Below are 22,548 nucleotides of genomic sequence, written 5' to 3'. Positions count from 1 at the left end.
TATATATATATATATATATANANANNNCTTTTTATTCATTATTTTTCATTTCCTTTTTCATTAATTCAATATTGTTATCATGAAAGCTTTTCATGCCCTTTGGATACGAATAATGACTAATCAAACCTATCATTTCTACATCTGTTTTACCTTCCTCTATATCCCGTCTTAAGCTTTTAATATAAGCTAAGCTTGACTGCTTTCTACTCATCATTTCATTCTGATCGTCCGTCATATTCCCATGTCCAGGTACAAGAAAGTTAATAGCATACTTTTCCACTAATTCATCTAGCTTATTCAGAGTACTCTCATATTCAAAACTATCATGATAAATATATGGAAACTCCACATCAGATAAATAATCTCCAGCAATCAGTACACCAAGCGGTTCAACAATGGTAAATATTCCGTCATTTGTATGTCCTTTTGCTTGATAAAAGATTAGCTTTGTCTCGCCAATTTCCAAAATGTCTCCATCTTGTTTAATTTTGAACTCTATTTTGGGAAATTCTATTTTGTAATCACGATCCAAATAATATTTATGATCAAAACGCATAATTTCTTCTACTATTTCTTCTTTATAAGGAAGACTGTCCATTTCTATACTCCCTATTGTTTTAGCGTCCAAAAATGCACCATAACCGATAATATGATCCCAATCGCTATGAGTAAATAACAAATAAAGAGTTCGATTTTTTTTGATTTTGTAAACATAATGTTGAATAGCCTCTATCTCACTTGGCAACCATGTTGGATCAACTACTAAAACACAATCCTTTGTTTCAATGACAATACAATTTGTTTTATATAATTCACTTTGAAAGATGGTCATATTCTTATTTACTACTATACGTTTCATAACAACACTCCTTATCGACATTGCTCTTTCGTACTTTTACATTGGCTATTTTCGTAAACTTTGTTTCCTATTAATAAATAGTGAGTATAAGATAAATTCTGCTTCAGATTGCTTACCTTCCCCGGGGGCGAGCACAAGAGGCTCACACCTTACGCTCCTTATCAACTCATTACATTCACCAGATATACCCAAATACAACAATCTTTTTGAAAAAAACATACTTTTACTATACATGATAAACGCTATTTTAAGAGATGCAAATGTCAATCTTTTATCTATTGGACTTTTCTTTCATCCTTGAAGTCATAAGCCATTCAGCAGCTTTTTGAAACGAAATTTTATTAGGTTAAATGACGCAAACAAAAACCAGGCTAAGTTAAAGGAACCTGGTTTTATACATTCAATATTTTCATAACATTTTGTACCGACAAAACAGATTGATTAAGAGCCTGTTTTTCTTTTTCTGTTAATGGAATTTCTATTATACTTTCTATTCCATCTCCCCCCACAATTGTAGGAACACCTAAATATAAATCTTTATATCCATACTCCCCCTCTAAATATGCAATAGTAGGGAGAATTCTTTTTTTATCCTTTAAAATAGCTTCAGCCATTTGAACCATCGAAGCTGCAGGCGCATAATACGCACTACCCTGTCCTAATAATTGAACAATTTCTCCTCCGCCTTTTCTTGTTCTTTCTAAAATAGCCTCTAAGCGCTCAGGGGGTAAAATTTTATCTAAAGGAATTCCCCCTGCATACGAATAGCGTACTAATGGTACCATTTCGTCACCATGTCCACCAAGGACGAATCCTGAAATATCTTCTACAGAGACATTTAACTCTTCAGCTACAAATGTATTAAATCGAGCCGTATCTAACACACCAGATTGACCCATTACTCTATTTTTTGAAAACCCTGTCGCTTTATAACAAACATAGGTCATCGCATCAACTGGATTGCTAAGAACGATGACATAGCTATTCGGCGCATAGCGTTTTATTTGCTTAGACACCTCACTAATAATACTACTATTTGTTACTACTAAATCATCTCTGCTCATTCCTGGTTTTCTAGGCAAACCAGCTGTTACTAATACCAAATCTGCATCCTGAATATCTTCATAATGCGATGTACCAACAATTCTATTAGAGAAGCCTAATATTGAACTAGATTGCAGCATATCTAGTGCTTTTCCTTTAGTTGGATTTTCTTGAGATGGAACATCGACCAATATTACATCTCCTAATTCTTTTTGTGCAATCATATAAGCAGCACTACTACCCGTAAAACCTGATCCTATGACAGCTATTTTTCTTCTATTAAACGCCATTTTCTTCTCCTTCACTAGGAGGTGCTTCATTTTTCACCTTTGGTTTTCTAGCTCGAGACTTACTTGCACTCGTCTTTACTTTATTTCTATGTGAATGGAGTATTGTTTTTCCAACTTCGTCATCCGGATTAGGAATGACATGATAAGAAATTAATTCACCAACTCGCGCTGCTGATTCTTTCCCTACATCCACTGCTGCTTGAACTGCACTAACATCTCCCTGAACAATGATTGAGACAAGCGCAGCATCAATTTTTTCTTGCTTGATTAAATGAACATCTGCCGCTTTCAGCATGGCATCTGCTGCTACAATAGAACCAATCAAGCCCCTTGTTTCAATCATACCTAAAGCTTTCCCCAATCTAATCACCTCTTTCTACTTCAACACTATCTATAATTCCAATAATTAATGCGTCTAACGGTAAATGCTTCTCAGGTTCCATATTTGCAGCTGAACTACCTAAAGTAACCATAACCCGATCTCCAACTCCAGCTCCAATTCGATCAACTGCAATAAATGGTGAACCTACCGATTCGTTTGTAGGCAACTCTGGTTGTACGATCAAAAATTTCAATCCACGTAAGTTTTCTTCTTTTCTAGTTGCCCATACATTTCCAATAACTTTTCCTATCTGCATATTACATCACCTCATTATGCTCCATAAAAACAATTTCTTTCCCTAATTCTCTTACCGTATCCTTTGCTAATGGGGTTACTATCGTTTTTTTAGAGATCATGATGATTGGGTCTTTACAAGATTGTACATCTGCATAAGATAATACTTTTCCTTGAAAAATGAACATCTGTTTAGTCTCTTTTTGAGAACTTATAAGCTGCTCAATTGTTAAAAATGAAACTCCATAACCTTCAAGAGTCTTTATATATCTATTAAATAATGATTTATACTCTTCGTTTTTACATTTATTTAAAAATTGTTTAAATCCATCAGCTAGAATAAAAATAATCATTAACCCTTGTTCCATACAATAGGTTACATATTTACATTTGTCCGTGTCAGCTATTCCAATTGCTGCTTTCACAAGGAAGTTTTGATCCACTTGTAAAAATACAATCCTTTCTGCTGCTATATTCCGTCCACCATCATAAATACTTATATTCCACTTCGTATCAAGTTGCTGAAGAAGTGAAGACTCAACCTCTTCCTCGCCTGGTACTATCAACATATTAGACTTTGAAAATACTTCCTTATGAACAGACAATTTATTCAGAACATCTATTACGATTTGCTCGACCATTTCACGATTTACCATATTTATCCTCCATACTTAGAAAGGATTCCTCTTTTTCCTGTTGAAATGAGACCAGCATTTGCCTCGTCTGTATCAATATGCATCTCTAGCTTAAAACGAGATGAAACGCGTATTAATACTTTTTCAAAAGTAATCGGTCTCTGTCCCATAGCTATAATTCGAACATACTCACCATTCTCTACGCTAAATTGCTTAGCATCCTGTTCATTCATATGAATATGATTAGCTGCAATGATTACACCTTCTTGCTTATCTAACACCCCTTTAGGTCCTAATATACGAATGGGAGATGTTCCTGTTATATCTCCAGAGACTCGAACATGAGGGTCAACACCTAATTTCACCACATCTGTCATACTAATCTCAATTTGAGTAAGCTCTCTAGCTGGACCGAGAACTCGAACATTTTCAATCGTTCCTTTTGGTCCAATAATGGTAATCGTTTCTTTTGCAGAAAACTGACCAGGTTGCGACAAATCAGCTTTTTTTGTTAATTGATATCCTTCACCAAATAAAGCTTCTACATCATTACTACTTAAATGAGCATGTCTTGCAGATACAGCGATTGGAATATAAGACATCTGTTTCATTACTTCATCAACGATTTTGCTGATCCTTTCTTGATTCATACTTATTGCCCCTAACTAGATTTGCTCTATCATTATTGCTCTAAATCAAACTTTGGCAGAATACTTTCCAACTCATTATGCGGACGAGGAATCACGTGAACTGAAATAAGCTCTCCAACTCGTTCAGCAGCTGCTCCACCTGCATCGGTTGCCGCTTTAACAGCACCAACATCGCCACGAACTAATACCGTTACAATTCCTCCTCCGACATGTACCTTACCAACCAAATGTACATTCGCCGCTTTTACCATTGCATCCGCCGCCTCAATAGAAGCTACTAACCCTTTTGTTTCAATCATTCCTAAAGCCGTTAATTCTCTACTCATCTTTCATTCCTCCTAATAATTTGTTTGATATTTATCTAAAATTTGTTTCACTAAATCTCTAACAACACTTAGATCTAATTCTTCATTACAATTCAATTCATTTAATACCTTGCCAACAATCGCATCAACACCGTTTGTCGACTCTGTTTCAAGAGAATTATCTTCATGAATTTGTGAATGATGATGCAATTCAACTTCTTTCACTCCATATGCCAGTCTTTTTATATTGAGAAGATGTTTGGCACTCACGTTATCTGATGTAATATTTCCACCAAATGAACCACAGCCAAGAGTAAATGATGGTTTCAAAGCTGTTGTAGCACCAACTGCCCCTATCGATGATAATGTGTTTACCATAATCCTAGATACAGGCAATTCAATAGCCATATCTCTTGCTATCCGATCATCATTCGTATGTAACGCTAAACTATGTCCTCTTCCACCTAAATCCAATAAACTTAAACAATAACTTTTCGCTTCTTCATAGCTATTTACTGTATATAGAGCAAAAATTGGCGACAGTTTTTCAATTGATAAAGGTACCTGTTTACCAATCTTCTCTTCTTCAGCAACTAGTAATCTAGTTGTATGTGGAACATGAAATCCTGCAAGCTCCGCTATTTGGATAGCGCTTTGCCCTACAATATCAGGGTTTAACAATCCTGGAGTAGGTGATATTACTTGTTCGAGTAATTTCTTTTCTTCTTGATTAACAATGTAAGCACCATTCTTTTTTAATTCTCTTATAACAATCTGTTGAATATTTTTATCGGTAACAATAGCTTGTTCCGTTGCACATATAGTTCCGTTATCAAACGTTTTACTATCTACAATCTTTTTAACCGCTACTTCTACATTTGCTGTTTTTTCAATATAAACAGGTACATTTCCTGGTCCAACACCGTACGCTGGCTTTCCAGAGCTATATGCCGCTCTAACTAACCCCTTTCCACCTGTTGCTAAAATTAAATCAACATCTTTATGCTTCATTAACTGTTCTGTTGCTATCATTGATGGAATAGTTATCCAGCCAATGATTCCTTCAGGTGCTCCAGCTGCTTCAGCTGCTTCGACACAAATCTTCAAGGCCGCAACAGTACATTTCACAGCACGTGGATGTGGACTTATCACAAGAGCATTTCTTGTTTTTAAAGCTATGAGAGCTTTAAAAATCGCCGTTGATGTTGGATTAGTAGTCGGAATAATACCTGCCACAACCCCAAATGGATCTGCAATTTCGATTAGCTTTTGAGTTTTGTCCTCTTGTATAATTCCAACTGTTTTTTCATTTTTGATAGATTCATAAACAGCTTGAGAAGCCACTTCATTTTTCATTTTCTTATGTTCTACTACACCCATTCTCGTTTCAACTACAGCTAGTTTAGCTAGTTCCAAAGAATGTAAAAAAGCCGCATTTGCAACACTTTCAACTACAGCATCCACTTGTTTTTGTGAAAACTTGGCATAGCTTACTTGTGCCTTTTTTGCTTGTTTAACAGCATTTCGCATTTCTTGAAGGGATTGAAGATCTAAATCATATTCCACGTTTAACACTCTCCTTTCCTTATACTCTCCGTGGATTTCGAGCTATTTCCATAATTACCTCACGAAAAACTTCCGTTGCTGCTTGACATGCTGATTGTGTACCAGTCAGCAATCCACCACCAAAGTTCGTTTCAGAAGGTGGACCAAAAAATCTCACCAAAGATACATCTGCTGCTTTTAAAGCTGCATCCAGTCCGTAAACAGCTTCAAGTGGTGGAGCAATTAAATACGCTAGAGGCTCTCCTTGAGGAATGCCGGCCTCCTTTGATAAATAGGAACCTGTTCTTGCTACAATATGGGCATAGATAGCATGACTAGCCTCTTCATTTATAGCTTCAAAATAGGCGTCCTTTTCAATAGTTAATACAATTGAATCTAAACCACTCTTTACTTCGTCAGGATTTGGACCAGCAATAATACCAATCATTTCTCCCGATAAAGGGCCAGATGCATGTGCTGCTCCTGCATAAAAAGAACGGGCATAAACTACTTCAACATCGGCCTGCTTTGTCGCTTCATCTAAGGCTGTATAACCAACATCGTCAATACTCGAAGTAAAAATCCCTAAACTCTTCTGGTATTCCTTTAATTGAAATTGTTCTGCTAAAGATCGATCAACATTAGATATAACTCTCATTGCTAATATGTCAGCCGTTATTTTATTCAGCACGTAGATCACCCCTTTAACCTTCTTTTGCAACAAGATTTACACCGCTTGCTTTATACTTCAGAATCTTCAGAATTACAGAACCAAGAAAAGCTCCCGCCTCAACAGGAGGAATACCTCCTTTATGAATATTTGATATAACCATTCGATCAGCCTCAATCGTACCGATTCTTGGTTGATAGCATAAATACGCACTTAGTGACTCTGCACTTACTAACCCAGGTCTTTCTCCTATTAATAAAACAACGACATCAGGCTGTAATAATTCACCTACATCATCCATCACTGCGACTCGTCCCTTTTCAATATAAAAAGGTGTCCCCACTTGTAAACTATGGCTTTTTAATGATTGTTGAAGCGATAAATAAACATCCTCTAAGTTTTCCTCAATCGCTTTAGAGCTTAATCCATTTGATGCAATAATTTGAACAACTGAGTTTTTATCGCATTTTTGTTGGATAATTTTCTTGGCATCTTCCGATAATCTTCGACCATAATCAGGGCGACTTATATAAATTTCTTGATCGGTTACTTTTGTATTCACCGTAAAAAGATCTAATCTTTTTAATAAATTTTCATCCACATCTCCATAAACGGCATCAACTGCTGCAGCATGATCAAACCGAAACTTTAACCACGTATTTGTTTTCGGTCTTACTCCAGCTCTTCCAACACCAATTCTTGCTGGAGTAGTACCTTTTAACCGTTCTAATTCTTCGGGTATTTTCACATCTGATGTTTCAACATACTGTTTTTCTTGATAAGATTTGTCCATTTTCACATCTCGATTATGCTTTCGAAAAATAACCTTTTCTTCTTCTACTTTTTTCAAAGTTTTTTCTTCGATAACATCTTGTTGTAATTGTTCAACTACCAATTTCGTCACTTGCTCAACTAATTTTGGATTCATCTCAACGCCTCCTATCTTGTAAAAATGGTAGGATCACCAGCAATTTTACTAAGCTTGCCATTTTCAAAGATGCCCATCTTCTCTAGCCAATTAGCGAATTCAGGTGCAGCTTTTCTGTTTAATGTTTGTCTGAGAGTCGCCACATCATGGTAACTAAGAGATTGATAGTTCAACATACAGTCATCACCCATCGGAGCAGCAATAACAAAATTCACACCTGCTGCTGATAATAAGACACTTAAATCCTCAATATCATTTTGGTCAGCTTTAATATGATTCGTATAACAAATATCCACCCCCATAGGGATTGCATGCATTTTTCCCATAAAGTGATCTTCTAGCCCAGCTCTTATCACCTGTTTATTGTTATATAAATACTCTGGACCAATAAAACCAACTACTGTATTCACAATAAAAGGATCAAAGTACTTTGCAAATCCATAGTTTCTTGACTCTAGCGTCATTTGATCGATTCCATAATGAGCTTCTGCTGATAGCTCAGATCCTTGCCCAGTTTCAAAATACATTCTCTGTGGTCCAGTTCCCGTTCCAAGATTACGTACCATATCAATTGCTTCTGCTAACATGCTCGCTGTAATTCCAAATGATCGATGTGCTGCTTCTGTACCAGCTATACTTTGAAAAATCATATCGGCTGGTGCACCTTTTTCAATTGCTTTCATTTGTGCTGTAACATGTGCTAACACACAGTTTTGAGTAGGTACTCTCCATTCCTCAATAAATTCAGAAGTAGCAAATAATAACCGTTTGACACTTTCTACCGAATCATCTACTGGATTTATACCGATAACCGCATCTCCAACTCCATAAGATAGCCCCTCCTTTACTGAGGCGATCATTCCTTCCACACTATCGGTTGGATGATTGGGCTGCAGTCTTGAAGCAAGTACCCCTTTTTGTCCAATCGTAATATTACATTTAGATAGAATTTCAATTTTATTAGCCGCATGAACCAAATCTAAGTTACTCATAATCTTTGCAGTAGCTGCAATCATTTCACTTGTTAAACCACGTCCTAATCTTTTCAAATCTTCACCAGTTGTATCATCTGCCAATATGTATTCTCTAAGTTCAGCAACTGACCAGTTTTTTATTTTCTGATAGATAGGTAGATTTAATTGTTTTTCAATAATATGTGAAACCTCATCTTCATCTGGAGGAAGTAGAGGATTTTCACGAATATCAGCAAGAGTTAATTCACTTAACACTTCTTTTGCAGCAATACGTTCTTGCACAGTTTCTGCTGCAATCCCAGCAAGACGATCGCCAGACTTCTCCTCATTTGCCTTTGCCATTAAATCTTTTAAGGAAGTAAACTGATAAATTGTTCCTAAATAATTTGTACGTAATTTCATAAAATGCTTCCTCCTTTCCTAATGATTAAAAGTTAGTGTTTTAACCACCACTGGTACTACATTCGTTTGTAGTATTTGGCCAATATCTAGATAGTCTCCATTTTCCACTTTTATTTGATCAATACAAATAATACTTTGACCAGGAGCAATTGTCTTAAGTGTCTGACCTAATGCCTTTGCATAATCACTTTCAACGACAATAACTATTGGTTGGTTATTCGTAACTCTTAGCTTCATCAGTTGAATGATCATCTCTCCCAAAAACTGTATATTACGAAAACTTAAATAAGGTATATTTGTTAAATACAAACCAAAATTTTCACCTTCTCTTAAGGAATCATAAATATCCATTGCTTCCTGAACAGCCATAGACAAATTCTTTACACCCATTTCAAAATTAAGCTGAAAATCAACTTGAAATATAGGTAAATTTCGCATAGGAAGTTCATTATCATCGACTTCAATCGTACTGCCACTAATTTCAGTAGTCTGAGTACCAGCTCCTAGCACAGTTGCTCGAACAGTTTCATCTGGCATAATCCACTGCCATTTCTTAAGAGAATCATTTTCCTTTAGAGATTGAGCTAGCGTTACACCGATATCTTCATAGGTGTTAGTGGTTTGTTCAAATTGATAAATACATTCACTTACCCCACCTGAAAACATGATGACATCCACATCTTCATTCCAGTTAGGTGCATGCCCCAAGATTAGATCTTTTTCTTTACTACCATGTGTTTTAGCTAGTACACTAGCAATTGTATTTGCCATGAAATCGGTTAGCTTTTTAATAGTTCGTTCAGAATATGTATCGGCTTCTTTCACCGTCAAACCTTCTTGACGGATTAATTGTTTAATGGGATCCGAAATATGTTGAATCTTGCCATTTGCAAATTCAATTAACCTACCACCTATGTGTAATGTACAAGTGCCACATAATACTCCTGCCTTATACACAGCTATATTCGCTGTTCCTCCACCAATATCTATATTGGCGATGACTTTTCTATATTTCTTTGAGTATCGAAAAGCTCCGGAACCCTTTGCTGCAATAATACATTCTAAATCAGGACCAGCCGTTGCTACGAGAAATTCTCCGCTGTGTTTGGAAATAGAATGAATCATCTCAGAAGCATTTCGTTTAGTCGCTGTTTCTCCAGTAATAATAACAGCACCTGTTTTAACTTCTTCTCTTGTAATTCCAGCCATTCGATATTCTGATTCAACCAATTTTTCCACTTGAGATACATCAATCTCTGTCAGAGATAATAAAGGTGTTCTAAAAATAGGACTGCGGTACAGTACTTGTTTATCAACGATTTCAATACGTGGTGTATGAGTACCACCTGCCGTATTCATAAGCGAAAATCGACTAATAACAAGCTTTGTTGTGCTAGTTCCTATATCAATACCTGCACTGATAATTTGCTCTTTTAGTGGTGTATACTGTTTCATCTTTTTTCTCTCCTTAATAAGAAAAAAACGGTAAAATCCATTGACTTTATAGACAGTCTTCTAGTTTCTTGATGGATTGCCTTTTACTATGTGCATACAAGTTTCTCTTTACGATATTCTCACTTATCATTTCTTCATAAAGTAAAAAAGGCACCTCATACTAACAATCGATTTTTGATTGTTGTATAAGGCACCTTTGCCAAAAATATTTTAATGTATCTATCAGACTTTCACTCTCAAATACTAGTAAGGATTTAATTGAATCAGTTATTCACAATAAAAAATTCCCTACCTAAAATCATTGTCCCTTATATAAATAGTACCACATTAGACGGTTGTTGTTTACAAATTTTTCTCATTTCTTGAATAGATTCACTTTTAACGAGATTACGTATTTCACGAAGTCCTTCTCCGGTTATAGCAGATGTCATGACAATAGGTCCTTTTATCATCACTTTTTTCAAATTCGAAATGGCTAACTCTATATTTGCATCCTTATGGTCACATTTAGTAACAACGCCAATGGCGAGCTTATTTATTCCACTACTAAAACCTGGGGGGAAAATGAGTTTGTTCTTTGTAGCATCTTGTAAAAACAAAACGTGAGTTACCTCTAGTGAAGTAGCCATAATATTTTTATAGAACAATGGATTTTCCGTATATTCTCCAGGAGTGTCAACAATCCAATCATAATAGACCAGAGATTGTGTTTTAACCGCCTTCACATTATTTTCTAAAAGAGCATGTGTCAATGTTGATTTACCAGCACCAATTGCTCCAATTAGCATTGCTTTATGTTTGATTGACATACAATCCCTTCATTAAGACTTTGTAATTTTTGCAGGTGTATATCCCAATGTTTCTGATAGAAATCGATTAATCTCTTCCATGGACATTTCTACTTCAGACACACTTCCTACAATAACAAGACTTCCTGTAAATCGATCTAAAAACCCTAATCGAACATTCGCTGCTTTTGTTGCTAAATCACCTGCAATAATAACCGTTTCACTTGGTGTCAAAGTTAAAATACCTAGTGATCCAGCCTCTTCAATCCCTAATTTCTCAAACATATCTTGATCTGGATTAGCAATTAAATGACTAAGAGTAACCTGTTTACCTGGAACAAATTCTTGAATAAATCGTTTCTTTTCTTCCATTTTACTAATCCTTTCTAAGCAAGCATGATTCACTAAACTGCTTTTGCTTCTTTTTCATCAAGAGAACTATTATCTAAATATTCATTTTTCCCAATAATTCCGGCTTCTCGATCTTTCTTTTCTAATTCCAATGCTTTAGGTACAGCTAACCAATACGCTAATAAAATTCCTATTATACCGGCTGATAACTTACCAACAATAATAGGCAAAATTAAAGTTGGTTGAAAGTTTGCTGTAAAAGATAAATGATCCCCCAATAAAAATGCAGCACATACACCAAAGGAAATATTAATAACTTTGTCTTTTGGTCTCATGGTACGAACTAATTTGAACATGGCTAATATATTCGCAACAGTTGCCAAAATTCCTGCGCTACCTTCTTTACTTAAACCAATTTTACTTCCCATAGCAGTTAATGATCTACCTGCATATTTTTGCAGGAGATAGACCATTGGAAATGCACCAGCTAACATGATACCGATGTATCCAGCCGTCTCGAGAGCTCGAAACTGATCAGCTTTATCCGCCATAATTGGATGAAAGCCCCAACTACCAAAAATTTTCGTAAATAAACCTGTAAATATTTCTACAATAGAAAAGACCAAAACCAATTTAATACCTGCATCTAAAATTCTTCCAAACCACATAAACAACTTAATCATTAAATCCGGAAGGAAATAAAGACCAAGGGCGATAATAACAACGAAGATTACTAAAGGAGTTAAATTCAATAATATTTTTACATAACTAATAACAAATTCATGATTTGACTCTGTGGTAGTAGAGATAACATCACGAATCTTTGAATTTGTCAAAACAGCTAATGAGCTCGAAATAAATGCTCCTATCGGTATCGTTAATACACCCGACATTACTCCAAGAGCCATATATTTATGATCTCTTTTATCTAACATAGCAAGTCCCATTGGGATAGAAAAAACAATGGTTGCACCTGCCATAAATCCAACCATCATCGCCATAACCCAACCTTCATATGACTCTTTTAACACTTCGGCCAATTGATAACCACCCATGTCGGTAGCCAATATAGCCGTTGCAGCGATGGCTGGATCTGCTCCAATAGATGCAAAGAACGGACCACAAACTGTATTAATAAACCAAGATAAGTATGGAATCGAAGCCATAATACCCGCTGCAGGTACAAAAATATGCCCCACCGCATGTAAGCCCTCCATAAATTGTTTTCCAAGGCCATTGTCACTATCTCTTATAGCAGCAATCGCCCCTAAGACTGCACATGTCATAATAATATAAATGACTATTTGTCCAACCAATACCATTCATTTTCCTCCTTATATTTTTAATTAAGATTGTTTTCACAAACATTGTTGCCCATTAATTGTCATGATTAAAAGTTGAATTCTGCTCGAGGAGTCTCACAACATATGCTCCAATCAACCAGCTTTTTTTACCAGTTGTTTTTACTCACAAACTTATTTAAGAACAACAATCTTTTAGAAAATAATCTTTAGTTATTACTTCTGATAGTTTTATAGGACTATATAACTCCCATTCTCTTGAAAATATCACTATTGGAGTAAACTTAAACAAACCTATGAACCAACAAAAATTTACAAAAAGACGCCCCAGCGTTTTATTCTCATAAAACACCAAAGCGTCTTTGCTTACCTTCATTTACTTGTAAAAACTACTTATCTTTGTACTTAATAATAATATGCTTAGCAACTCTCTCAATTGGCATTTGTTTATTCATACTAATTCTTCGTATTTTTTTATATGCAGCATCTTCTGTTAAATGAAAATGCTTCATAACAATCCCCTTCGCCTTTTCTATCCGTTTTCGATTTTCTAACTGTACATTCATCTCTTCTAATTTCTCTTTATATATGTTTGCATTTTCTGCTTGTCTTAAAGCTATCTCAACTGCCGGGATTAAACTTGCTTCAGTTACTGGTTTAATTAAATACCCTAGGATATTTGCTTTTTTTGCTTTATCAATATATTCACTCTGACTATATGCTGTTAGTAACACAACAGGTATTTGAAAAGTATTAGAAATGATTTCACTTGCCTTTAGACCATTTAGCTTTGGCATCTTGATATCCATAATAACTAAATCTGGTCTATAAGAATAAGCTAATTCAACTGCTTTCTCTCCATCTCCTGCTTGGGCTACAACGTCATATCTAGAATCTTGTAGCATCATAACGAGATCCAATCGAACAATTGACTCATCTTCAACCACCATTAATCGCTTCATTTTCAAACACCTCCTTGTCCACTTGAAAAGATACTGAGGCTATCGTTCCAATTTCCGCGCGACTGATAGTAAAACGACCAGCTAAATCATGCTCTACCATCATTCTTACGATATCTAAGCCTAATGATTGTTTAGCATCAGGTGAATACCCTCTACCATCATCTATCACCATAACGTGTACCGTATAACCTTGTTGTCCAAAAATAACTTTAATGTTTCCTTTTTCATCACTATGAAAAGCATGCTTTACACAATTTTGGATTAACTCATTGACAATAAGAGCTAATGATACTGCTTTATTCGATTTTATTTGTATATTAGGACCTGAATATGTAATCGCAATTTCTGAATGTTCTCCAGTATAGACTAACATATTGCCGATTTTTTCTGTTAAGTCTCGAATATCAACATCATCCACATTAGAATTCGCTAAAATCAGCTCATATACTGAGGCAATACTTAATACTCTGTTAAGACTTTCAACAAAATGCGGCTTACTTTCTTCAGGAATACCTCTTCTCATTTGAAGACGAAGTAAACTTGCTACTGTTTGTAAATTATTTTTAACTCGATGATGAATTTCACGGATAGCAACAGATTTTACAATCAGTTCCCTTTCTTTCTCTCTGAGTTCGGTTAAGTCTCGTAAAATAATAAAAATTCCACTTGTCTGATTGTCTTGCTCTAATCGAATTTTCTTCACTTGAAACACTCGATTATCAATGAAAACCTCTCTCATTAATAATTCTTCTGGATGACTTAATACTGCTTCTAAACTAGGTAAATAATGAAAAATTTGAGTTCCTATTTGACACTCCTTAGAGCATATTTCTAAAATAAGATTTTGGGCTGAGGGATTAAAATACAGAATATTGTTATGTGAGTCTAAAAAGAATAATGATTCTTCTAGTACTTCTGAAATGATTGATCGATCTCCTGTGAATCCAAGGAGGATATCACTAAGAGTCTGAGTTGCATCTGAGAGGGAAACTGTTTTTTCTTGGATTTTCATATGTTCGCCGACAGCTTTTTCCATAATTAATGTTCCGATTATAGCTCCATCTTTACCTTTAATCGGTACAACACTTTGCTCTACCGTTTTTCCTTCTTGCGTTAAAGCTCGATTAAGAAACATCGGTTTTCCTGTTTTTAATGTGAAAAATACGGCTGGTTCAAATGCTTCATATGCGAACTTTCCTACCACTTGCTTCTTATAAACTGAATGTGCAGTTGAAGGCTTAGCTTCAGCAACAACAATGGCATGCTTTCCTTCTTTGGTAGGACAATCAATAAACACATTCGCTTGATTCAAATCTGCTATTAAATCTAATTGAGATGCCACAGATTTAATTTTATCAATGTCTCTATGAGAGAGATTAGTATGAATTCCACATAAAGAATCAATTAACTTTTGATTTTCAAGCATGTAAATTCTCCTATTACAGAAAATTCATAATATAAAAAATATTATATTTTCTATTTGCATATTTTGTCAATGATACTTTAATCAATATGTTAATAGATTTTAAACAGCTATCTATAATAGGTTAATGTTTGAGGTTCATATATTTCACACCACTTACCTTCCACTTCAAAACGTCTTCAAGAAGATCCGCTAGATACGCACCAGCCTCCACTGGTGGAATTCCCGCATCATGAATATTTGAAATAACGGTTCTATCTGCCTCAACCGAGTGCTCATTCGGTCGGTAAATGAAGTACGCACTAACGCTTCTTGCCGTTGCTAAGCCTGGTCTCTCACCGATTAAAGAAATAACCACATCACAATTGACCAACGATGCAACCTCATCTTGAATCCAAACTCTACTTCTTTTAATAAAAATCGGTTCCCCACAAGTAATCCCTTTAACTTTCAATCCTTGTAAAAGAGCTGGTAATAAATCACCGATATTCGCTTCAATCCCGGTAGAGCTAAGACCATCAGACACAATAATCTGTACGTGTTTATTTTTTGAAATATTTTTTAGTACCCATTCTTTCGATTCTTGTTTTAAGGTTCGTCCTGATTGTAAATTCATTAAATATTCATTTATAGAATTCGCTTCTGTATATAAGACTGGCAGATTATGCTCTTTTAAAAATTGATTAGAAACATCTTTAAAAACAGCATCCTGGGCAGCGGCATGATCGATTCTAAATTCTAAATAATTTTTTGTTTTCATTCTTGTTCCAGTTCTTCCAATCCCGATTCTTGCAGGGGTAATTGATTGAGCAGAAACTATGGTATCAGCATTCATAGGATGATCTACAGTAACTTCTTTTTCACTAGAAAAAGATAAAACATCCATTTCGTTAGGAACTTCCTCTGATTTTTTTCAAGCTCTCTCATTACTTTCTCAATGATTAATTGAATATCCATTCTTATCACTCCTTTCAATCAAAAATCGATAAATCTCCCGCTCGTTCAGTTAATTTACCATTACACATAATTCCCATATGCTCTAACCAAATTTCAAAATCTCTTAAGGGGCGTAGTCCTAACATTTCACGTAAACTAGCATCGTCATGATAACTTGTATCTTGATAGCTTAGCATTACGTCATCACCTCCAGGTACCCCCATATAAAAATTAGCTCCTGCTAAAGCTGTTAACATTCCAGCAATTTCTTGATCATTTTGATCTGCCTTCATATGATTCGTATAAGTAGGCGCTATTCCCATTGGAAGACCATGTAATTTACCCATAAATAAATCCTCTAAATCCGAACGGATCATTTGTTTTCCATCATAAAGTGTTTCCGGGCCAATAAAGCCCGAAACATTATTAACCATAAACGGCTTCCAATGTCGAGCAAATCCATATGTCCTAGCTTCTAATGTTTGCATATCAACACCTTTGTGAGCTTCTAATGAAACCTCTGACCCTTGTCCTGTTTCAAAGTATAGTTGATTGGGCCCTGTTGATGTCCCACGCTTTCTCATCATATCAGAAGCTTCATCAAGAATTTTTGTCGATACACCAAAATCATTATTTGCACTTTCTGTACCTGCTAAGCTTTGAAACATTAATGCAATTGGTGCACCCTTTTGAAGTGCTTTCATTTGTGTTGTGATATGAGCTAACACACAATTTTGAGTTGGAATTTGCCATTTTTCAATGAATTCATGTGTCATATGTAGAATTTTTGAAACAGATTCAATCGTATCATTATTAGGATTTATTCCTATCACCGCATCACCTGAACCATATGATAATCCTTCTTTAATTGAAGCTAGAATCCCCTCTAAATGATCACTTGGATGATTTGGTTGGCAACGAAATGCCAACCGGCCTTCTTCTCCAATCGTCGTATTACAATGGGCTGTCGGTCTAATTTTCTGAGCAGCGATAACAAGATCAATACTCGACATGAGTTTAGCAACACCGGCAATCATCTCACTTGTTAATCCTTTACTTAATCGAAAAAGATCGGAGGTATTTGTATTTTGATGAAGAATCCTATTCCGTAAGTCTCCAACTGTCCAACTAGAAATTTCTTTATATATATAATGATTTATATCATCGTATATCACTCTCGTCACTTCATCTGATTCATATGGAATAACTGGATTTTCAAATAAATCTTTTAAGGTCATTTCACTTAATACAACCTTTGCAGCCATTCTTTCAAGTAATGATTGTGCAGCAACACCTGCCATGATATCGCCTGACTTCTCTTCACTAGCTTTCGCTAACACTTCTCTAATTGAATAAAATTGGAATCTTTGATTCTTTATTATACAGCCTAACTTCATTTACCCTCCTCCTTTCAGTTCGTGAAATATATTATTCAATGACTGTTTTTGCATATTTTTTTCACCTATGAACCAGTAGTGAATATAGGTTTAGATAAATTCCACTTTAGGTTGCTCGTTTTCGCGGGAGTCACGCTCCTTAACTCTCCACTTGAACTTTTTGTTCTTTTAGAAAACAACCTATTTAAAAGAAAAAAACGATGAAAATCCAAGATACTCCAGCTAGTGAAGCAAGATAGATAAACAAAATCTACAATGAGGAAAATGACTGAGGCATACCACTACCCAGCTGAAAATAATCAGTGTGAATCCGAAATTTAAAACAGCTATTCAAATAAAGTTCTCACGGTATAAATAATTTTTCTCGTGCAAAAAAGGTGCCATACAGAGATAAATCTAAAACGATTTCACTGAGTAGGCACCTTTACCTGATTATATTTACTTACGGTATAGTATAGCAAACATAAAAAAGAAAAGATAGATTATTCTAAAATAACAATGAATTTCAAAATCTAGTTTTTGAGATATAAGTATAATAATTGATTAAACTGACTAGGTTCCTTCGCTATCATTTGTTTTCTCCTCTTAACCTGTTACCAGATTAATACAAACGGCAAATGGTCATCACTACTACGAACCTGCCGCCATTCTACTAGCCTCTATAATGCTAACACATCTCATCTAGTAAAACTTCAAACGTTCCATTGTTTTGTTCCCTATTTTTGATTACCTTAGGTCTCCACTATTCAGGTATGAGAAAGATTAGTTTAATAGTCAATTGTTCTAATCTCCTATACATCATCGTTATTTTTGTATCATTATATGTATGGATAAATACTGAACCCCTAGCTTTTTCACAGTATTCATTACCTCAACCTGCCTCTACATGGATTCGTCTCCTGACCATAGTAACCTTTTATGGAGCCTCGCCTCATATTATGAGTACGACTTCACCTGATTTCATCCCTTCTGTTTGTTAGAACATCACTGGATGCAGGAGTATTAGGCACTTGTTATTTGACTATTGAACAAGAATTGGATTTTCACCAATCTATACAAAAACAATAGTTAGAAAAGGTTTTTCCGCTTATTTCACTATTACTCTCATCAATTTAGGAAAGGAGGAGAAAACCTAATTGTTAGACGAGAAAACAATAGTTTATAAAGCAACGTTTCATTTATTTTTATTTAGAAGTTAATTCTACTTTAGCTGCTTTATTTAAAAAGATTGCATAATCGCCACGTTTAGCAGTATGTGTTGTACCGAATTCTTTCTTAGAAATTCCACTTGTAATGTCATAACTTACTAGAGCAGATACTGCTTCTTTATAGTTACTATTCACATCTGTGAATGGAATTTCAGTAGAGCCTGTTAATTTAAAGCCTTTTTGAATCCAAATAGCTAGTTCACCACGTGTAATCAAATCATCACTACCAAAAGTAGTTTCAGATTTGCCACTTGTTATACCTGCTTCTTTAAGTGCATTTACATATTCAACTGCATACTTCGGAACATCTTTAAATCCTGAAGCCGGTGCAGCTTTTATGTCAAACTCTAAAACTTTAGCAAGCATAACTGCTGCTTCAGCACGTTTAATCGCCTTGCTAACACCAAATGTACCATCCGAATAACCAGCTACACCTTTTGATACAACGAAATCTACCGCTTCCTTATATTTAGGTGTTACGTCAGTGAAAGATGCTGCAGATGCTGATGCAGCAAAAGCAGAAGCAACAATAGTTGTAGTTGCTGCTGTAGCTAAAAATTTGCTAAAAGATTTTTTTTGCTGAGACATTAAGTGAATCCTCCTAATTTATAAATTACTTTTAAGTAAACATTATGACGATCATTAATCCAATACTATAAAAGGATTAAAATAATTTAGTCATTCATCAAACTTGAAATACTAATTTAGTTATTTTTTGCGATATCAACAATACGACCTTCTACTTTAGGTGAAATTGTTTTGTTTGGTTGTGCTTCTAAGTGTTCCTTAAATATTTCCCAATCAACATTTCCAGGATTACTTACACGTCCTTCATCAGAAGCTTTTTTAAGAGCTTCAAAACCATCTCCACCTGTAGCTGTAAACATATTAGTTGCTACGACATATTTCTCTGTTGGTACTAGATCAACAAATTCTCCCTCTTTTTCAACTTGAACGGCAACTACTCTTTCTCCTTTATTCTTTGAGCTATCGTACGTATATTTCATACCTGAAATTTGTAAGAATGCACCATTTGCTTCAGGAGCTTTAGCTACCGCATGCTCAAGTGTTTCTAGAATTTCATTACCAGTTAGCTCCATAATTCCAAGCGTGTTACCAAAAGGAAGTACTTTTAAAATATCAGCAGTCGTAATATCTCCAGCGTTAAGAGTAGTACGAACTCCACCACCATTTTGAATCGCAATAGATGTTTTAGAATTGATTGTTTTCGCTTTCGCTAGCATACCATCTGCAATAAAGTTTCCTAAGTTTGTTTCAGCTGTACGAGCAGCTGGATTTCCACCTAATAAATCAACAGTTGATGAGCCAACAACCTGAGCCTTTAATTCTTCAACAGCTGGTTTATACTTTGTTTCCAAAATATCTAAGGCTTCCATATCATCTGGAATCACATACTTACCAGCTTCATCTTTTGCATCTAACTCAATTAGTGCACCTTCGTGACTAACGACCTTACCGTTTTTATCGAAACCTACATTTAATGTACCTAGGTATTTGCTATATTCATTCGCTTGTACGATAATTGTTGGTTCTGTAAATTTACTCACTTTTACAGGTGCTTCTATCTTTTTATGATCATGTCCACCAACAATAATATCAATGCCTTCAACATGGTTTGCTAGTGAGACATCACTGTCCATGTCACCATCATCATAGCCTAGATGTGTAAGAGCGATGATTTTGTTAACGCCTTGCTCTTCAAAGTTAGCAACTGCTTCTTTTGCAGCATTGATGTAGTTATCAAACGTTACAGATCCGATACCCATAGCGATATTTTTTGTATCTTCTGTCGTTAAACCGAAAATACCAACTTTTTCGCCATTAATCGTTTTCACAATCCCTTTATACATTTCACCATCTTTTGTTGTAGTAGCATATTTATTTTGGAATAAAGGACTTAGTGCTGGATCTTTTGTTACATTAACGTTTGCACTAACCATTGGGAATTTCATATTTTTAATGAAGGCAGCAAGTGTTTCTGTATCTTTATCGAACTCATGATTACCGAAAGTCATCGCGTCATAACCAACTAGATTCATAAATTCTAGATCAGCCTGACCTAAATATTTGTTGAAATATAAAGTACCTGAGAAAACATCTCCAGCATCGACTAAAACGTTATATGGATATTTTTTCTTCATCTCTTTAATAGCTGTCACTTTACGAGCAACATTATCTAAATTAGCGTGTGAATCATTTGTATGAAGGACTGTTAAATCAAAGCTATTTCCAGTTCACACTGGACCTACACCGTACGGGCGCCTTTCAGCGCATACGGCGTGCCATCAGCAATTCAAACTATTAAACTCACTCTCAAAAATTATTATAATATAACTTTCAAAGAATCAACTTTATTATTTCTATTGAAATTATTCTAAAAGTACACATATTACAGAATATATAAAAATATTTAAATTTTTATTCACCCTGCATTTCGAATTAAGCCTTATGCTCATCATAATCCTAATTAATAAGTTAAATTTCATCCTCAAAAAGAAAAGCTCGATAGAAAGTTTCTATCGAGCTTTTCTTTAAACATTTTGATTCGGATTTTTTTCTATTGCAACATTACTTTCATCTTTCATCCTTCTAAAGATTGTAGCTAAAATTGGACCAGAAATATTATGCCACACACTAAATATTGCACTTGGAACGGCCGCTAAAGGTGAAAAATGAGCATTCGCTAATGTAGCACCTAATCCAGAATTTTGCATTCCTACCTCTATAGCAATGGCTTTTTTCTTCGGTAAATTCATACCAAATAACTTTCCGAATAAGTACCCTATTAGATATCCTAATACATTATGCAGAACAACCACCGCGAATATCAGTGCTCCTGTTTCTGCAATTTTCTCTTGACTTCCTGCCACTACTGCTGAAACTATAGCTACAATAGCCACTACTGACACTAATGGCATGACTTTCACACTAGCTTTTGCTTGTTTATTAAATAGTTTTTGTACAACCAAACCTAATATAATAGGAACAAGAACAACCTGAACAATAGAAACAAATAATGACATTGGATCGATATCAATCCATTCACTTGCCAATAAATAAATAAGTGCTGGTGTTACCAATGGTGCTAATAAAGTTGTAATAGAAGTAACTGTCACAGATAATGCTACATCTCCTTTTGAAAGAAATGTCATGACATTAGAGGAAGTTCCACCAGGACAGCATCCTACTAAAATAACCCCTACAGCAATTTCTGGAGGTAAACTTAAACCTTTTGCTAATAAAAATGCAAGAGAAGGCATTATTAGGAATTGACCAACTACACCAACTGCCACATCTTTTGGTCTCGTAAATACCTCCTTAAAATCAGCCCCTGATATTGTTAATCCCATTCCAAACATAACTATTCCAAGTAGAATTGTAATGTACTTTCCAATCCATACAAATGTCTCCGGAGATAAAAATGCCATGGTAGCAAAAACAAGAACCCATACCGCAAATGTACTACTAACAAACTGACTAAATCGTTCTAGCGCTTTCACATCTCACACCTCTGTTTATAAAATTATGTTTAATGTAAAAGATTATATACTATTAACTAAATATACGCAATAATCAGAAAATTTTATATATTATTTATCAATCTTCACAGATGTATCTATGAGTGTTTCATAACCAAATCAAATAGACATAGTTTCACCTTCTAAACTACTACTTATACTGCAAACAATATAATTTAGTTAGAAAAGACTCACTCTCTCTTATCTGTTTATTTCACTACAATATGTAATTTATAAAAAATATGTAATTTATAAAACAACATTTCGTTT

The 22,548-nt window shown here is 35.0% G+C and carries 22 protein-coding genes and 1 pseudogene; all 23 read right to left on the bottom strand.

Going from position 1 to position 22,548, the window contains the following annotated elements:
• Positions 1 to 31: 31 nt before the first annotated feature.
• The 23 genes and pseudogenes from BN349_RS02655 to BN349_RS02550 all read right to left on the bottom strand — a co-directional run bounded on the left by BN349_RS02655 (position 32) and on the right by BN349_RS02550 (position 22,260).
• Positions 32 to 859 (bottom strand): MBL fold metallo-hydrolase, encoded by an 828-nt coding sequence (locus tag BN349_RS02655; protein WP_019240727.1) that lies wholly within the window; start codon positions 857 to 859, stop codon positions 32 to 34.
• Between the two features lie 392 nt (positions 860 to 1,251).
• The gene (mdh, locus tag BN349_RS02650; RefSeq protein ID WP_019240726.1) at positions 1,252 to 2,193 is read right to left on the bottom strand and encodes a malate dehydrogenase; all 942 of its coding nucleotides are present in this window, start codon (positions 2,191 to 2,193) and stop codon (positions 1,252 to 1,254) included.
• Complete coding sequence (locus tag BN349_RS02645; protein WP_019240725.1) at positions 2,183 to 2,554, bottom strand: BMC domain-containing protein; 372 nt, start codon at positions 2,552 to 2,554, stop codon at positions 2,183 to 2,185. The genes mdh and BN349_RS02645 overlap by 11 nt, the downstream gene beginning before the upstream one ends.
• Before the next feature lies 1 nt (position 2,555).
• Entirely contained in the window at positions 2,556 to 2,831 is a 276-nt protein-coding gene (locus tag BN349_RS02640) for a EutN/CcmL family microcompartment protein (RefSeq protein ID WP_019240724.1), read from the bottom strand.
• Between the two features lies 1 nt (position 2,832).
• Entirely contained in the window at positions 2,833 to 3,465 is a 633-nt protein-coding gene (locus tag BN349_RS24695) for a hypothetical protein (protein ID WP_019240723.1), read from the bottom strand.
• Between the two features lie 2 nt (positions 3,466 to 3,467).
• The gene (gene pduL, locus BN349_RS02630; protein ID WP_019240722.1) at positions 3,468 to 4,094 is read right to left on the bottom strand and encodes a phosphate propanoyltransferase; all 627 of its coding nucleotides are present in this window, start codon (positions 4,092 to 4,094) and stop codon (positions 3,468 to 3,470) included.
• Between the two features lie 32 nt (positions 4,095 to 4,126).
• Complete coding sequence (locus tag BN349_RS02625; RefSeq protein ID WP_019240721.1) at positions 4,127 to 4,420, bottom strand: BMC domain-containing protein; 294 nt, start codon at positions 4,418 to 4,420, stop codon at positions 4,127 to 4,129.
• A gap of 12 nt (positions 4,421 to 4,432) precedes the next feature.
• Positions 4,433 to 5,965 carry an aldehyde dehydrogenase family protein gene (locus tag BN349_RS23145; protein WP_019240720.1) on the bottom strand — a complete coding sequence of 511 codons (1,533 nt, stop codon included), beginning with the start codon at positions 5,963 to 5,965 and terminating at the stop codon, positions 4,433 to 4,435.
• A 19-nt stretch (positions 5,966 to 5,984) separates the two neighbouring features.
• Positions 5,985 to 6,635 (bottom strand): ethanolamine utilization microcompartment protein EutL, encoded by a 651-nt coding sequence (gene eutL, locus BN349_RS02615; RefSeq protein WP_019240719.1) that lies wholly within the window; start codon positions 6,633 to 6,635, stop codon positions 5,985 to 5,987.
• 13 nt (positions 6,636 to 6,648) lie between these two features.
• Complete coding sequence (eutC, locus tag BN349_RS02610; protein WP_019240718.1) at positions 6,649 to 7,542, bottom strand: ethanolamine ammonia-lyase subunit EutC; 894 nt, start codon at positions 7,540 to 7,542, stop codon at positions 6,649 to 6,651.
• A gap of 11 nt (positions 7,543 to 7,553) precedes the next feature.
• Complete coding sequence (locus BN349_RS02605) at positions 7,554 to 8,918, bottom strand: ethanolamine ammonia-lyase subunit EutB (protein ID WP_019240717.1); 1,365 nt, start codon at positions 8,916 to 8,918, stop codon at positions 7,554 to 7,556.
• Between the two features lie 18 nt (positions 8,919 to 8,936).
• The gene (locus tag BN349_RS02600) at positions 8,937 to 10,373 is read right to left on the bottom strand and encodes an ethanolamine ammonia-lyase reactivating factor EutA (protein WP_019240716.1); all 1,437 of its coding nucleotides are present in this window, start codon (positions 10,371 to 10,373) and stop codon (positions 8,937 to 8,939) included.
• 308 nt (positions 10,374 to 10,681) lie between these two features.
• A complete protein-coding gene (locus tag BN349_RS02595) occupies positions 10,682 to 11,182 on the bottom strand; it encodes a EutP/PduV family microcompartment system protein (RefSeq protein WP_019240715.1) in 501 nt (166 codons plus the stop codon).
• A 12-nt stretch (positions 11,183 to 11,194) separates the two neighbouring features.
• Complete coding sequence (eutS, locus tag BN349_RS02590; RefSeq protein WP_019240714.1) at positions 11,195 to 11,533, bottom strand: ethanolamine utilization microcompartment protein EutS; 339 nt, start codon at positions 11,531 to 11,533, stop codon at positions 11,195 to 11,197.
• 32 nt (positions 11,534 to 11,565) lie between these two features.
• Complete coding sequence (gene eutH / locus BN349_RS02585) at positions 11,566 to 12,834, bottom strand: ethanolamine utilization protein EutH (protein ID WP_019240713.1); 1,269 nt, start codon at positions 12,832 to 12,834, stop codon at positions 11,566 to 11,568.
• Positions 12,835 to 13,202: 368 nt separating this feature from the next.
• Positions 13,203 to 13,775 carry an ANTAR domain-containing response regulator gene (locus BN349_RS02580; RefSeq protein WP_019240712.1) on the bottom strand — a complete coding sequence of 191 codons (573 nt, stop codon included), beginning with the start codon at positions 13,773 to 13,775 and terminating at the stop codon, positions 13,203 to 13,205.
• Complete coding sequence (locus BN349_RS02575) at positions 13,753 to 15,201, bottom strand: sensor histidine kinase (RefSeq protein ID WP_019240711.1); 1,449 nt, start codon at positions 15,199 to 15,201, stop codon at positions 13,753 to 13,755. Before BN349_RS02575 ends, BN349_RS02580 begins: the two co-directional genes overlap by 23 nt.
• Positions 15,202 to 15,322: 121 nt before the next feature.
• Positions 15,323 to 16,084: an ethanolamine ammonia-lyase subunit EutC gene (gene eutC / locus BN349_RS02570; RefSeq protein ID WP_019240710.1), complete on the bottom strand. Its 762-nt coding sequence runs from the start codon at positions 16,082 to 16,084 to the stop codon at positions 15,323 to 15,325.
• Positions 16,085 to 16,169: 85 nt separating this feature from the next.
• Entirely contained in the window at positions 16,170 to 17,531 is a 1,362-nt protein-coding gene (locus tag BN349_RS02565) for an ethanolamine ammonia-lyase subunit EutB (protein WP_019240709.1), read from the bottom strand.
• A 1,184-nt stretch (positions 17,532 to 18,715) separates the two neighbouring features.
• Positions 18,716 to 19,327 carry an S-layer homology domain-containing protein gene (locus BN349_RS23140; RefSeq protein ID WP_019240708.1) on the bottom strand — a complete coding sequence of 204 codons (612 nt, stop codon included), beginning with the start codon at positions 19,325 to 19,327 and terminating at the stop codon, positions 18,716 to 18,718.
• Positions 19,328 to 19,443: 116 nt separating this feature from the next.
• Entirely contained in the window at positions 19,444 to 20,136 is a 693-nt protein-coding gene (locus BN349_RS26555; RefSeq protein ID WP_269719690.1) for a bifunctional metallophosphatase/5'-nucleotidase, read from the bottom strand.
• A gap of 204 nt (positions 20,137 to 20,340) precedes the next feature.
• Positions 20,341 to 20,961, bottom strand: a pseudogene (locus BN349_RS26550) (metallophosphoesterase); the annotation flags it as partial.
• Positions 20,962 to 21,291: 330 nt separating this feature from the next.
• Positions 21,292 to 22,260, bottom strand: coding sequence for a bile acid:sodium symporter family protein (locus BN349_RS02550; protein WP_019240706.1), 969 nt, complete (start codon positions 22,258 to 22,260; stop codon positions 21,292 to 21,294).
• Positions 22,261 to 22,548 lie beyond the last annotated feature (288 nt).

This window comes from Bacillus sp. AP8, assembly GCF_000321185.1.
Classification (GTDB): Bacteria; Bacillota; Bacilli; order Bacillales; family DSM-1321; genus Bacillus_AD; species Bacillus_AD massilioanorexius.
This window is presented reverse-complemented; position numbering and strand designations above follow the sequence as displayed.

Bases quoted from the DNA above. Each gene is read 5' to 3' on its own strand.
- BN349_RS02655 (WP_019240727.1), bottom strand. From the start codon at position 859: ATGAAACGTATAGTAGTAAATAAGAATATGACCATCTTTCAAAGTGAA.
- mdh (WP_019240726.1), bottom strand. From the start codon at position 2,193: ATGGCGTTTAATAGAAGAAAAATAGCTGTCATAGGATCAGGTTTTACG.
- BN349_RS02640 (WP_019240724.1), bottom strand. From the start codon at position 2,831: ATGCAGATAGGAAAAGTTATTGGAAATGTATGGGCAACTAGAAAAGAA.
- BN349_RS24695 (WP_019240723.1), bottom strand. From the start codon at position 3,465: ATGGTAAATCGTGAAATGGTCGAGCAAATCGTAATAGATGTTCTGAAT.
- pduL (WP_019240722.1), bottom strand. From the start codon at position 4,094: ATGAATCAAGAAAGGATCAGCAAAATCGTTGATGAAGTAATGAAACAG.
- BN349_RS02625 (WP_019240721.1), bottom strand. From the start codon at position 4,420: ATGAGTAGAGAATTAACGGCTTTAGGAATGATTGAAACAAAAGGGTTA.
- eutC (WP_019240718.1), bottom strand. From the start codon at position 7,542: ATGAATCCAAAATTAGTTGAGCAAGTGACGAAATTGGTAGTTGAACAA.
- BN349_RS02605 (WP_019240717.1), bottom strand. From the start codon at position 8,918: ATGAAATTACGTACAAATTATTTAGGAACAATTTATCAGTTTACTTCC.
- BN349_RS02600 (WP_019240716.1), bottom strand. From the start codon at position 10,373: ATGAAACAGTATACACCACTAAAAGAGCAAATTATCAGTGCAGGTATT.
- BN349_RS02595 (WP_019240715.1), bottom strand. From the start codon at position 11,182: ATGTCAATCAAACATAAAGCAATGCTAATTGGAGCAATTGGTGCTGGT.
- eutS (WP_019240714.1), bottom strand. From the start codon at position 11,533: ATGGAAGAAAAGAAACGATTTATTCAAGAATTTGTTCCAGGTAAACAG.
- eutH (WP_019240713.1), bottom strand. From the start codon at position 12,834: ATGGTATTGGTTGGACAAATAGTCATTTATATTATTATGACATGTGCA.
- BN349_RS02580 (WP_019240712.1), bottom strand. From the start codon at position 13,775: ATGAAGCGATTAATGGTGGTTGAAGATGAGTCAATTGTTCGATTGGAT.
- BN349_RS02575 (WP_019240711.1), bottom strand. From the start codon at position 15,201: ATGCTTGAAAATCAAAAGTTAATTGATTCTTTATGTGGAATTCATACT.
- eutC (WP_019240710.1), bottom strand. From the start codon at position 16,084: ATGGATGTTTTATCTTTTTCTAGTGAAAAAGAAGTTACTGTAGATCAT.
- BN349_RS02565 (WP_019240709.1), bottom strand. From the start codon at position 17,531: ATGAAGTTAGGCTGTATAATAAAGAATCAAAGATTCCAATTTTATTCA.
- BN349_RS23140 (WP_019240708.1), bottom strand. From the start codon at position 19,327: ATGTCTCAGCAAAAAAAATCTTTTAGCAAATTTTTAGCTACAGCAGCA.
- BN349_RS26555 (WP_269719690.1), bottom strand. From the start codon at position 20,136: ATGGAAGCCTTAGATATTTTGGAAACAAAGTATAAACCAGCTGTTGAA.